Source organism: Rhodocaloribacter litoris, from assembly GCF_011682235.2.
GTDB classification, from domain to species: Bacteria; Bacteroidota; Rhodothermia; order Rhodothermales; family ISCAR-4553; genus Rhodocaloribacter; species Rhodocaloribacter litoris.
On the sequence record NZ_CP076718.1, the window covers coordinates 2,633,835 to 2,646,027 of the forward strand.

A 12,193-nucleotide genomic window follows, 5' to 3' on the forward strand; every position below is an offset into this window, starting at 1 on the left:
TCGCTCAACCCAAAATCCAAATGCCAAAATCCAAAATCGCGGAATCCTTACCCTTTCCGCTTCGTTACGGTACCACGAAAGCCAAATCCTTCTTTCATCAACAGCCGCCGCCTGACCGTGAGCACGCTTGGGTTTAACACCGGTTACGTCGAGGAGCTGTACCGCCAGTACCTGGCCGATCCCGAAAGTGTCAGCGAGAGCTGGCGCGAGTTCTTTGCCGACTACCATCCGACCGAGTCGTTCGTGGCCGTGCGGGAGGCGCGCGCGCCGGAGGCCGTGCCCGAGGTGGCGCCGGCACAGGCCCGGGGAGACGGGGCCGTGAGCGAGCCGGAGGCCCCTGCCGTTCCGATCCCGGAGGGGGCGGAGGTCCGCCCGTTGCGTGGACCGGCCGCCCGCATCGTCGAGAACATGGAGGCGAGCCTGAGCGTGCCCACGGCCACCTCGGTGCGGACGATCCCGGTCAAGCTCCTGGCCGAGAACCGGGCCCTCATCAACGACTACCAGCGCTACGTCGGCGGCGAGAAGGTGTCCTTCACCCACCTCATCGCGTGGGCCATCGTGAAGGCGCTCAAGGCCTTCCCCAACATGAACACCCTCTTCCGCCGGGAAGACGGCACGTTGCAGCACGTCGTGCCGAAACAGGTGAACCTGGGGCTGGCCATCGACATCGAGCGGCGGGGCAAGCGCATGCTGCTCGTGCCCAACATCAAGGGGGCCGACCAGATGACCTTTCCCCAGTTCATCGGCCTCTACAACGACCTCGTCCGCCGCGCCCGGGACGGCCAGCTCGACGTGGCCGACTTCGAGGGGACGACCGCCACGATCACCAACCCCGGCATGATCGGCACGGTGCTCAGCGTGCCCCGGCTGATGCAGGGGCAGGGCGTCATCGTGGGCGTCGGCGCCATCGGCTACCCGACCGAATACTACGCCATCCCGCCCGAGCTCATCGGCAAGACGGGCATCTCGCAGGTGATGACCATCACCTCGACGTACGACCACCGGGTCATCCAGGGCGCCGAGAGCGGGGCCTTCCTCCAGTACATCGAAGAACTGCTCCTGGGCGAGCACGGCTTCTACGGCGAAATCTTCGGCCAGCTCGGTATCCCCTACCAGCCCTACCGCTTCGACCGGGACAACACCCCGCAGGTGGGCCGGGCCGGCGGGGAAGGCTCGATGGAGATGATCCATAAGCAGGCCCGTGTGCTCCAGCTCATCCGGGCCTACCGGGTGCGCGGCCACCTGCAGGCCGACGTCAACCCGCTCGGCTACGAGTGGGTCTATCACCCCGAGCTCGACCCGGCCCGCTACGGCCTGACCATCTGGGACCTCGACCGGGAGTTCGTCACCGGCGGCCTCGGCGGCGCGGACGTGCTGCCCCTGCGCGAGATCCTCGACATCCTCCGGCAGACCTACACCCGCAAGGTCGGCATCGAGTTCATGCACATCTCCGACCCCGACGAGCGGCGGTGGCTGCAGGAGCGCATCGAGCCGGTGCGCGGCGTCGAGCCGATCTCGAAGGCGGCCAAGCACCGGATGCTGCAGAAGCTCAACGCCGCCGAAGCCTTCGAGACGTTCCTCCACACCAAGTACATCGGGCACAAGCGGTTCTCGCTCGAAGGGGCCGAGACGCTCATCCCGATGCTGGACCGGCTGCTCTCCGACGCGGCCGACCAGGAGGTGCACGAGGTCGTCATCGGCATGGCGCACCGGGGCCGGCTCAACGTGCTGGCCAACATCATGAACAAGCCCTACGAGGTGATCTTCTCCGAGTTCGAGGGCAACCTCGACCCGAACACGACGCAGGGCTCGGGCGACGTGAAGTACCACCTGGGGGCACGGGGCGAGCACACGGCGCCCAGCGGGGCGAAGGTGAAGCTGACGCTGGCCTCGAACCCGAGCCACCTGGAGGCCGTCAACCCGGTGGTCGAGGGCATGGTACGGGCCAAGCAGGAGCTCCTGCGCGACGAACACGTCGACGCGCCCACCGGCGACTACCACGACGCCGTGATCCCCGTGCTCATCCACGGCGACGCCGCCTTCGCCGGGCAGGGCGTCGTGGCCGAGACGCTCAACCTGAGCCAGCTTCCTGGCTACCGCACCGGCGGCACCATCCACATCGTCATCAACAACCAGATCGGCTTCACCACCGGGCCGAAGGACGCGCGCAGCTCCACCTATGCCACCGACATCGCCCGGATGATCCAGGCCCCCATCTTCCACGTGAACGGGGACGACCCCGAAGCCTGCATCCGCGTGGCCCGGCTGGCCCTGGACTACCGCCAGGTCTTCAACAAGGACGTCGTCATCGACATGCTCTGCTACCGCGTCCGCGGGCACAACGAGGGCGACGAGCCGACCTACACCCAGCCCCTGCTTTATCGGAAGATCGAGGCCAAGCGGTCCGTGCGCAAGCTCTACACCGAGCTGCTGCTGCGCCGGGGCGAGATGAGCCCGGAGGACGCCGAGCACATGCTCGACGACTACCGGGACCGGCTCCAGGAAGCCTTCGACCGGGTGAAGGCCCTCGAAGCCGAGAAGGAGGGGGAGGCCCATCCCCCGCTTCGGAGCCCGTCCCCCGTCCCGGAGGACGACGTCGACACGCGGGCCCGGCGCGAGGACCTCGAGGCCGTCGTCCGCGCCCTGACCAACCTGCCCGAATCGTTCCACGTCCACAAGAAGCTGGACCGCCAGTTCCGCCGGAGGGAGAAAGTCTTCCACGAGGAGCGCAAGATCGACTGGGGCTTTGCCGAGGCGCTGGCCTTCGGCACGCTCCTGCTCGAAGGCACGAAGGTGCGCCTGAGCGGGCAGGACTCCCGGCGCGGCACCTTCAGCCACCGCCACGCCGTGCTCTACGACCAGGAGACGGGCGAGGAGTACATCCCGCTCAACCACATCCGTGAAGGCCAGGCCCTGCTGTCGATCTACGACAGCCTGCTCTCCGAGTATGCCGTCTGCGGCTTCGAGTACGGCTACTCCGTGGCCGCTCCGAAGGCCCTGGTGCTCTGGGAGGCCCAGTTCGGCGACTTCGCCAACGGCGCCCAGATCATCTTCGACCAGTTCCTCTCCGCCGCCGGGGAGAAATGGGGGCAGTACAGCAGCCTGGTGCTGCTCCTGCCGCACGGCTACGAAGGGCAGGGCCCCGAGCACTCGTCGGCCCGGCTGGAGCGGTTCCTCCAGCTCTGCGCCGAGGACAACATGATCGTGTGCAACCTCACCACGCCGGCCAACTATTTCCACGCCCTGCGGCGCCAGGTGAAGCGCGCCGTCCGCCGGCCGCTGGTCGTGATGGCGCCCAAGAGCCTGCTGCGCCACCCGCTGGCCGTCTCGGACCCGGACGCCTTCAGCGAGGACGGCTTCCACCCGCTCTACCCGGCCACGACCGACCCGGCCACCACCGAACGCCTGCTCTTCTGCAGCGGGAAAGTGTACTACGACCTGCTGCAGGCCCTCGACGATCATCCGGAGCGCCGGGACCACGTGGCCATCGCCCGCCTGGAGCAGTTCTACCCGTTCCCGGCAGAGGCCGTCCGGGCCGAACTGGCGCGCTACCGGGACGTGAAGGAGGTCCTGTGGGTGCAGGAGGAGCCGGAGAACATGGGCGCCTGGTCGTTCCTGCGCCACCGGCTCGACGCCCTGCTCGAAGCCCTGCACGGCGACTGCTCGCGGCGTGTTCGGTACGTGGGCCGGCCCGAGAGCGCCAGCCCGGCCACCGGCAGCGCCCACATCCACCAGGAGGAACAGGAGGCGCTCATCCGCAAGGCGCTGGGGGTGTGAGGGCTTTGTGTGCTGGAGCTTGGAGACGCGAATGTTTCGCCTTCATGTACCGGATCGTAAATCCATCGTGACAACCCCGGAGCTACATGGCAGAGCCCAGGCATTTAGCCCGTGCACCGATCGTTGAGGCCGTCATTGAGCTTCGTGTGAAGCTGCCTGCCGCTTTTCAAGTGGAAGAATTTTTATCTCTGCAGGAAGTACTGGCAGAGAGATATCCTGAGGTTAAAAAAGTCCGGCGCTTTGAACACAGTTTTGGTGTAATTGGTGGAAAGCCGTTCATGGAAGAGAAGGATGAAGGCTTCCAGGCTTGTCGTTTTCAGTCAAGTGACGGAAGAAATGTGGCGCAATTCAGGAGGGATGGATTCTCCTTTAGTCGTTTAAAACCCTACACCCGATGGGAAGCTATTTACGCGGAGGCCATGGATCTCTGGGAACTTTATAAGACGAAGGCATCTCCGGAAGTCGTGACGCGCATTGCCGTACGATACATCAACCATGTTGAAATTCCACTTTTCGTTGAGCTCTCGGATTATTTAACTACAATGACGCTCGTGCCGGAACAGCTTCCCCAAGAAGTAACCGAGTTTCTGAACAGTATGGTCGTTTATGATAAGGAGTCAAGGGCCTCTGCTCGTATTACACAGGCTTTAGGGCCTGAGGTCACTCCAGGCCGGCGTCTAATAATCCTCGACATCGATGCATTTAAACGTGTAGAGCTTGAGGCCGATAGCCCGGATATACCTGACATTCTCGAGCAACTTCGCCAATTGAAGAACCGCATCTTTTTTGGTATTATCACCGAGAAAACAGCGAGTTTATACGAATGAGCGCGCTCACCCTACAGGGAACCGGACTGTCCGGGTACCAAACAAGTGCCGGTGTCAGCGAAGAGGCCCTTGAACTTCAGGATTGTTTCGCCGGCGTGCTGGACAGTCTGTTTCGAAACGTCACGCTTGGTGAACCATTGGAAAAAGCCCAGGAAAGTCTCGAAGAAATATTTGAGGACTGTTCAGTAGAGAATTGGGATGGTTATGGGGCGGCTGCCGTCAGCCTGGATTCCTACCTTGAAGCCAGGCGGTTCTTGGGGTTACTTCCCATGACGTTTCCCATGCCGGATGTAACGGTAGAACCCGAGGGTGTGATAGCCTTCGAATGGTATAACGGGCCGAAGAGGGTCTTTGCTGTTGGGATAGGCCGTGATGGCTTATTGACGTATGCAGGTCTTTTTGGTATCAACAAGACCCATGGAACCGAGTACTTCGGCGATGAGATACCAGAGACCATATTGAATAATCTGCGACGACTATTTGCCAATTCCTGAACGTGTAAAGTGAGCACGTCGAAAACTCCGGGCGATATTCCGCTGGCTCGCTTTCTGCTTCAGCGTTCCCATTTTGCCCCGGCAAACCATCGTGTGAAGTACAGTGCGTTTATGCCCAATCGAGACGGCGAAACGTCTGTCTTTGATATACATGAATTGACGGAAACAGAGATCTGGGAGATGGGCCGCCGGTATGTCGCTGCGCCACAGGGCAGATCGTTGTGTGGTCGGGCAGACACTTTCGTATCCATCGTGGAAAATCTGGGGCTCATGGTGGACTTCGACGATCATCCTCCGCGACATGCCAACATCACGGGCTGGCCCCATGAAAAGTCGGCGCAGAAGCTGAAGGCCCTGGAGCTGGCCAGCAATGCCACCCTGAGGATCTACGAGTTGGGGTGAACGTCACCCCTGTTCGAGCGCGTTGGCGCCGCTGACGATCTCGATGAGTTCCTTTGTGATGGCGTCCTGGCGGGCGCGGTTGTACTTGAGGCGCAGGTCACGGATCAATTCTTCGGCGTTCGTGGTGGCGTTGTCCATGGCCACCATGCGGGCGCCCTGCTCCGAGGCGTTCGACTCCAGCAGCACGCGCCAGAGCTGGTAGTTCAGATAGCGCGGTACCAGCTCGTCGAGGATGGCGCGGGCGTCGGGCTCGAACAGGTAGTCCACCGCCAGGCCCTCTTTGAGCTCGGCCTGGTGCTCGATGGCCTGTTCCATCACCGGCGTCAGGAACTGCTCGCCCCGCAGCGGCAGAAAGGGCTCGACGATGCGGTTCTGCGAGATCGTGTTCTTGAACTCATTGTAGACGACCAGCACCTCGTCCCACCGGTCGGCCAGGTAGCCCTCCAGGATGAGGCGGACCACCTCCTGCGCCGTATGGAACGTGAGGTTGTCGAAGACGCCCCGGAAGTTGCCCACGAGCTGGTAGCCGCGCTTGGCGAAATGGTCGTGGCCCTTGCGGCCGACGCAGATCAGGTACAGGTTCCCCTGTGCCTGCAGTTCGGCGTACCGCTCTTCGATGGTCTGTTCGGCAAGCTTGATGATGTTCGCGTTGAAGGCCCCGGCCAGTCCCCGGTCCGCCGTGACCACGACGACGAGGGCCCCGTTGGTTTCCTCCCGCGGCAGGAACAGCGTGTGGGAGGTCGGGTCGATCTGGCTCTTGAGGTGGCTGATGATCTCGCCGAGCTTGTAGGCGTAGGGGCGGGTCCGGAAGATACGTTCCTGGGCCCGGCGCAGCTTGGCCGCGGCCACCATCTTCATGGCCCGTGTCACCTGCTGCGTGTTCTGAACTGAGGCGATCCGGTTCCGTATGTCGCGAAGGCTTGCCATGACGTTCGGGTCTTAGGAGGCAGGTGTGGAGGTAGGCAGGTCGGCGGAGGTCGAAAGCGTGAGCCGCCCGCGGCCGGCTTCACGGGCGGGGCCGGCCCGGGCTGGAGCCCGCCCCGGCCCGCTTACACCTGCACACGTTTCATTCGGCGTACAGCTTCACCAGCTCCTCGGCGACCTTTCTGAAGGTGGCGGCCACCTCGTCGCTCATCTGGCCGGTCTCGCGGATGGAGGCCAGGGCCTCGGCATGCTGGAGTTTCAGCCGCTCGTGAAACTCGTTCTCGAAGGCTTTGACCCGGCCCACCGGCACCCGGTCGAGCAGGCCCTGCGTGGCCACGTAGATGATGGCGATCTGGTTTTCGACCGGCATCGGGGCGTACTGCCCCTGTTTGAGCACCTCGACGAGCCGTTCGCCCCGGCGCAACTGGCGCTGCGTGGCCGGGTCCAGGTCCGAGCCGAACTTGGCGAAGGCTTCCAGCTCGCGGAACTGGGCCAGGTCCAGGCGAAGCGTGCCGGCCACCTTCTTCATGGCCTTGATCTGCGCGTTACCGCCCACACGGCTGACCGAGATCCCGACGTTGATGGCGGGCCGGATACCGGCGTTGAACAGGTCGGCCTCCAGGTAGATCTGCCCGTCGGTGATCGAGATCACGTTTGTGGGGATGTAGGCCGAGACGTCGCCGGCCTGCGTCTCGATCACGGGCAGGGCCGTCAGCGAGCCACCGCCTTTGACGCGGCCCTGCAGCGAGGGCGGCACGTCGTTCATCTGCCGGGCCACCTCGTCGGAGCCGATGATCTTGGCGGCGCGCTCGAGCAGGCGGCTGTGCAGGTAGAACACGTCGCCGGGGTAGGCCTCGCGCCCGGGCGGGCGGCGCAGCAGCAGCGACACCTGGCGGTAGGCCACGGCCTGCTTCGAGAGGTCGTCGTAGATGACGAGCGCATGCCGGCCCGTATCCCGGAAGAACTCGCCGATGGCGGCCCCGGCGTACGGGGCGATGTACTGCATCGGCGCGGGGGCCGAGGCCGGCGCGTTGACGATGACCGTGTAGTCCATCGCGCCGTTTTCCTCGAGGGCGCGGCGCACCTGGGCCACGGTCGAGTTCTTCTGCCCGACGGCCACGTAGATGCAGTAGACCGGCTTGCCGGTCTCATGCGTGGCCTTCTGGTTGATGATCGTGTCGATGAGCACGGCCGTCTTGCCCGTCTGGCGGTCGCCGATGACGAGCTCGCGCTGGCCGCGCCCGATGGGGATCATCGAGTCGATGGCCTTGATACCCGTCTGCAGCGGCTCCTTGACCGGCTCGCGGTAGATGACGCCGGGGGCCTTGCGTTCCAGCGGCATCTCGAACCGCTCGCCCGTGATGGGGCCGGCGCCGTCCATCGGGTTGCCCAGCGGGTCGATCACGCGGCCGAGCATGCCCTCAGAGACCTGGATCGAGGCGATGCGCCCGGTCCGGCGCACCTCGTCCCCCTCCTTCACCGCATCGACCTCGCCGAAGAGCACCGCCCCGACGTTGTCCTCTTCGAGGTTGAGCACCATGCCCGTGACCCCGCTGGCGGGAAACTCGATCAGCTCGCTCGCCTGCACGTTCGTCAGGCCGTAGATGCGTGCGATACCGTCGCCCACCTGGAGCACGGTACCGACCTCATAGACGTCCGCCTCGGCTTCGAAGCCGCCCAGCTCGCGCCGGAGGACCGCCGTTACCTCGTCGGGTCGAATCGCCGTTGCCATGGTTTTTTCTCTATGTGCTTGAAAAGATGATCGTCGGATGAAGGAAGCGGAAGCCGCTCAGTTGTTCAGAAAAGAGCCTCGTTCGAGCCGTGTGCGCAGCCGTTCGAGCTGGTGCCGGACGCTGCCGTCGTAGACGGTGTCGCCCAGGCGGATGACGACCCCGCCGATCAGGGCGGGGTCCTGTTCCAGGCGCAGGCGGACGCGGCGGCCCGTCATCCGCTCGAGCGCGGCCTGCAGCGCTTTTTGCTCCTCTGCACCCGGCGGCAGCGCCAGGCGCGCCTGTGCCTCGACGACGCCCTGCCGGGCGTCGCGCAGGGTGCGGTAGGCTTCCAGGATGGCCGGCAACAACGGCTCCCGGCGCTTTTCGACGAGCAGTTCCAGGAAGTGAAGCGTCACGGGGGCCACCCGTGCTTCGAACAGGGCCTGCACGACGGCCCGCTTCTTCTCGCGGGAGACGACGGGGCTCTGGAAGAAAAGCTGGAGCTGGCGCGAGCCGTCGAGGGTGTCCCGGAGCGTTGCCACGTCCGCATCGACCCGTTCGAGCAGGCCGGCCCGTTCGGCCTCCTCGAGGAGCGTCTGGGCGTAGCGCCGTGCTACGGTGATTTCGCTCATCTCAGTTCTTGGGAAGTTCGTCGATGAAGTTCTCGACGAGGCGTCGCTGGCGTGCGGGGTCCAGGTTCTCCTGCAGGATCTTCTCGGCGGCCCGGATGGCCAGCTCGGCCACCTCGGCGCGGAGCGTGTCGAGGGCGCTCTGCTTCTCGCGTTCGATCTCGGCGCGGGCCTGTTCCTGCATCTGCCGGAGCTGGGTGCGTGTCTTTTCGAGCTCCTCGGCGCGGAGCCGTTCGGCGGCCTCGCGGGCCTCGCGCAGGATGCGCTGGGCCTCCTGTTCCGCTTCCCGGCGGGCGCGGTCGTTGTCGGCCTGGATCTTCCGGGCCTCGGCCAGGGCCTCCTCGGCCCGTGCCATCGACTCCTCGATCTTGCGCTCGCGGGCTTCCAGCGCCTGGGTGATCGGTCCCCAGGCAAAGCGGCGCAGGACGATGAGCAGCAGCAGGAAGGTGATGGTGATCCAGAAGATCAGGCCCGCGTTGGGCGAGAGGATGCCCGCTGCAAGGATGTATGCCATCGGTCTTGTCCGTTGGTGAGGTGGAGGGGAGGACGGCTCCCGGGCAGGGTCGCGTACCCCTTTGCACAGGGCAGCTCCTGAGCAGGCGTGGCGCCGGGGCCGGCCCACTCAGGAGCTGCCGGCCCCGGACGGCGAGGCCGGCGTGCAAAGCGCTCCGCGGTGCCGGAAGGCGGTTACTTGATCGCCAGCAGCACGCAGATCACCAGACCGAAGAGGGCCACGCCTTCGATGAGGGCGGCCGCGATGATCATCGACGTACGGATGTCGCCGGCGGCTTCCGGCTGGCGGGCCGAGCCTTCCATCGCCGGACCGGCCAGCCGGCCAATGCCGAGGCCCGCGCCGAGTGCCACGAGACCGGCGCCGAGACCCGCGCCGAGGTATGCCAAAGCAGTCGGTTCCATGTGTTTTCCTGTATCGTGAGGTTGGTTGGTGGTACGGGTTTGGGTTCTCGGGGAAGCATCACGCGTGCTGGGACGCCGGCACCGGGGCCACCTGCCGCCCGGCCGGGATGGCAGGCTCACCGTCGCTTCCGGCAAGCAGCGGCGTGGGATGGTCCACCTCGGAAAGCGCCCGGAGACCGTGCTCCGCGTGCGCCTCATGGTGGTGATGCTCTTCCACGGCCATGCCGATGAAGAGGGCCGAGAGCATCGTGAAAATGTAGGCCTGGATGAAAGCGACGAGCAACTCCAGCAGGTAGATGAACAGCGAGAAGGCCACGCTTACCGGCGCCACCCCCACCCCGGCCCCCGTGCCGAACAGGCCCCGGAAGGTGAAGATCAGCCCGATCAGGCTCAGAATCACCAGGTGCCCGGCCGTCATGTTGGCGAAGAGACGGATGGCCAGCGCAAAAGGCTTCGTGAAGATACCCAGGATCTCGACGGGAATGAGGATGGGCTTGACGAACGTGGGCACCCCCGGCGGCCAGAAAATGTGCAGCCAGTAGTCCTTCGAACCGCCGAACTGGGTCAGCAGGAAGGTGAAAGCGGCCAGTACCGCCGTGATCATCAGGTTCGAGGTGGCCGTTGCCCCGAAGGGGACCAGCCCCAGCAGGTTGCACGTCAGGATGAAGAAGAAGACGGAGAGCAGATAGGGCAGGTACCGGCCGGCCTTCTCGCCCAGGTTGGGCCGCGCGATCTCGTCGCGCACGAAGACGATGAGGGTCTCGAAGAGGTTCTGGAAGATACCGCGCGGGGCCGTCTCTCGCCCGATCCCCCGCTGGTAACGCCGGGCCAGCGAGACGAAGATCAGCAGCACGATGAGCGCCCCGATCCAGGCGAAGACGAGGTGCCGGGTAATGGAGAGGTCCACGACCAGTTCGCCTTCCGCCGGCACGATCACCGCGTCGAGATAGCTACCGTGCCCGCCCGGATCGCCGCCCTCGGCCACATACCGGCCGGATTCCAGGGCCGCGTGCGTCGAGCCGAAGACATCGAAACCGAGGCGCCCGTCGGCCCGCCGGACGACGAAGAGGCGGGGCAATTCGGCCTTGCCGAACGGCGAGAAGTCGAGGTAATACCCGTCGGCGACGTGGTGCACGGGGTCCAGCTCTTCTTCCTCATGCTCTTGTGCCAGCGCGGCGGCGGGCAAGAGCAGCAGCGCCAGCGCGGCGAACGGCAGGCACAGGAAACGATGTATCATGCTTTCGTTGACAGCGTTGATCGCGAAGCGCTTTCTGCCGGTCTTTCTGCTCAAAAGCGCGCTCATGTTTCCGGCGGCTTCGGGGGCCGGGTACGATGCAAAACGTAGATCTCGACGACGAGCACGACCACGAAGACGCCGAAGAACGCCCCGACGAAGGCCGGCACCCGAACCGGAGCCAGGATCACGATGAGGGTGATCGCCGACAGCGCCGCGAACAGGCGCACAACCAGTCCGCCCCAGACGAGAAGCAGAAACCGGTGCTTCGGAGCAGACAGGGCCCGCCGGTAGGTAAGGTAGCTGGCCCCGCCGTAGAGCAGTCCGATGCCCGCGCCCAGACCTATGCTAAGCCAGAGTTCTGCGGCCATCACGATCGGGCGCGTGTAGGTCAGAAGGCTCGTCTTCCAAGACAGCACGCAAAACTACGCAGAACAGCCTGTGGCGATCGATAACCCGTAGTGAATTATGAATGAAAGGACCGGCAATAGCAAGTGAAACGGGGTCGTATCGTTGAGATGCGGAGAAGAAAACGGGCCGGCGTCAGGAGGGGGGATCGCCGCCCCGTTGCCGGCGCCGGCGTTCCCGTTCGGCCCGTGCCGTCATCTGGGCGCTGATGCGGAAGATCTGGATGAAGATCGCCGCGATCCCGACCAGGGCGCCGGCGATGAGCAGCCACGGCGACGTGCCGAGGGTACGGTCGAGCAGGTAGCCGGCACCGGTAAAGAACACCATGGTGAAGGCGAGCTGGAGGCCGAGGCCCACATAGGGCCCGGCCGCGCGCAGGCCGGCCCGCCAGTCACCGGTGGCACGCGGTTCAGGTGGCTCGTTCATCCCGGGTCTTCTCGGCAGGGGGGCGGGCATCCCCGTTGCGTTTGAGCGTGGCGGCTTTTTCGGGGCTCAGCTGGCCCATCTTGCAGGTGCCATCGAACGTCGCGCCTTCCTCGACCACCAGACGCGCCGCCGTGACGTCGCCCTCGATGTGGGCCGACCCGCGGAGCACCAGGCGTTCCCGGACCTGCACCTGTCCCTCGACGCGACCGGCCACGTCGGCGTTCGTGGCGGTGAGTTCTCCCTCGACGGTTCCTTCGGGGGCCACCAGCGCTTTGCCCTCGACGATCAGCTTGCCCACGATCCGGCCGCTGACGCGCACGTCGCCGGAGGCCCGCAGCGTGCCTTCGAAGACCGTGCCCTCGCCGATCATGTTGATCTGCGCCGGGGAAGGGGTGTTGCCCTGTCGTGCCATCGGTTGTTCCTTGTTGTTGCTGAAGAGTGCCAT

At 64.9% G+C, this 12,193-nt stretch carries 13 protein-coding genes; 4 read left to right on the top strand and 9 right to left on the bottom strand.

Features of this window, described 5'->3' with window-relative positions; genetic code table 11:
* The first annotated feature begins 117 nt into the window (after nucleotides 1-117).
* From GQ464_RS11020 to GQ464_RS11035, 4 genes are all read left to right on the top strand, one after another.
* A complete protein-coding gene (locus GQ464_RS11020; RefSeq protein ID WP_166979134.1) occupies nucleotides 118-3,777 on the top strand; it encodes a multifunctional oxoglutarate decarboxylase/oxoglutarate dehydrogenase thiamine pyrophosphate-binding subunit/dihydrolipoyllysine-residue succinyltransferase subunit in 3,660 nt (1,219 codons plus the stop codon).
* Between the two features lie 86 nt (nucleotides 3,778-3,863).
* Nucleotides 3,864-4,604, top strand: a complete 741-nt coding sequence (locus GQ464_RS11025; protein WP_166979137.1) for a TIGR04255 family protein — start codon at nucleotides 3,864-3,866, stop codon at nucleotides 4,602-4,604.
* Nucleotides 4,601-5,098, top strand: coding sequence for a hypothetical protein (locus GQ464_RS11030; protein ID WP_166979140.1), 498 nt, complete (start codon nucleotides 4,601-4,603; stop codon nucleotides 5,096-5,098). Before GQ464_RS11025 ends, GQ464_RS11030 begins: the two co-directional genes overlap by 4 nt.
* Before the next feature lie 9 nt (nucleotides 5,099-5,107).
* Complete coding sequence (locus GQ464_RS11035; protein ID WP_166979143.1) at nucleotides 5,108-5,500, top strand: hypothetical protein; 393 nt, start codon at nucleotides 5,108-5,110, stop codon at nucleotides 5,498-5,500.
* Between the two features lie 3 nt (nucleotides 5,501-5,503).
* Here the strand turns inward: GQ464_RS11035 and atpG are convergent, their stop codons facing one another.
* The 9 genes from atpG to GQ464_RS11080 all read right to left on the bottom strand — a co-directional run bounded on the left by atpG (nucleotide 5,504) and on the right by GQ464_RS11080 (nucleotide 12,193).
* The gene (gene atpG / locus GQ464_RS11040; protein ID WP_166979146.1) at nucleotides 5,504-6,427 is read right to left on the bottom strand and encodes an ATP synthase F1 subunit gamma; all 924 of its coding nucleotides are present in this window, start codon (nucleotides 6,425-6,427) and stop codon (nucleotides 5,504-5,506) included.
* 139 nt (nucleotides 6,428-6,566) lie between these two features.
* Nucleotides 6,567-8,156, bottom strand: coding sequence for a F0F1 ATP synthase subunit alpha (gene atpA, locus GQ464_RS11045; protein WP_166979149.1), 1,590 nt, complete (start codon nucleotides 8,154-8,156; stop codon nucleotides 6,567-6,569).
* A gap of 57 nt (nucleotides 8,157-8,213) precedes the next feature.
* Nucleotides 8,214-8,768, bottom strand: coding sequence for an ATP synthase F1 subunit delta (gene atpH, locus GQ464_RS11050; protein WP_166979152.1), 555 nt, complete (start codon nucleotides 8,766-8,768; stop codon nucleotides 8,214-8,216).
* A gap of 1 nt (nucleotide 8,769) precedes the next feature.
* Nucleotides 8,770-9,279 (bottom strand): F0F1 ATP synthase subunit B, encoded by a 510-nt coding sequence (gene atpF, locus GQ464_RS11055; protein WP_166979155.1) that lies wholly within the window; start codon nucleotides 9,277-9,279, stop codon nucleotides 8,770-8,772.
* Between the two features lie 173 nt (nucleotides 9,280-9,452).
* Entirely contained in the window at nucleotides 9,453-9,680 is a 228-nt protein-coding gene (atpE, locus tag GQ464_RS11060) for an ATP synthase F0 subunit C (RefSeq protein ID WP_166979160.1), read from the bottom strand.
* A 58-nt stretch (nucleotides 9,681-9,738) separates the two neighbouring features.
* Complete coding sequence (gene atpB / locus GQ464_RS11065; RefSeq protein ID WP_166979163.1) at nucleotides 9,739-10,917, bottom strand: F0F1 ATP synthase subunit A; 1,179 nt, start codon at nucleotides 10,915-10,917, stop codon at nucleotides 9,739-9,741.
* Nucleotides 10,918-10,979: 62 nt separating this feature from the next.
* Nucleotides 10,980-11,333, bottom strand: a complete 354-nt coding sequence (locus GQ464_RS11070) for a hypothetical protein (protein WP_228350218.1) — start codon at nucleotides 11,331-11,333, stop codon at nucleotides 10,980-10,982.
* A gap of 124 nt (nucleotides 11,334-11,457) precedes the next feature.
* Nucleotides 11,458-11,748: an AtpZ/AtpI family protein gene (locus GQ464_RS11075; protein ID WP_166979169.1), complete on the bottom strand. Its 291-nt coding sequence runs from the start codon at nucleotides 11,746-11,748 to the stop codon at nucleotides 11,458-11,460.
* Nucleotides 11,732-12,193, bottom strand: a complete 462-nt coding sequence (locus GQ464_RS11080) for a bactofilin family protein (protein WP_166979172.1) — start codon at nucleotides 12,191-12,193, stop codon at nucleotides 11,732-11,734. The genes GQ464_RS11075 and GQ464_RS11080 overlap by 17 nt, the downstream gene beginning before the upstream one ends.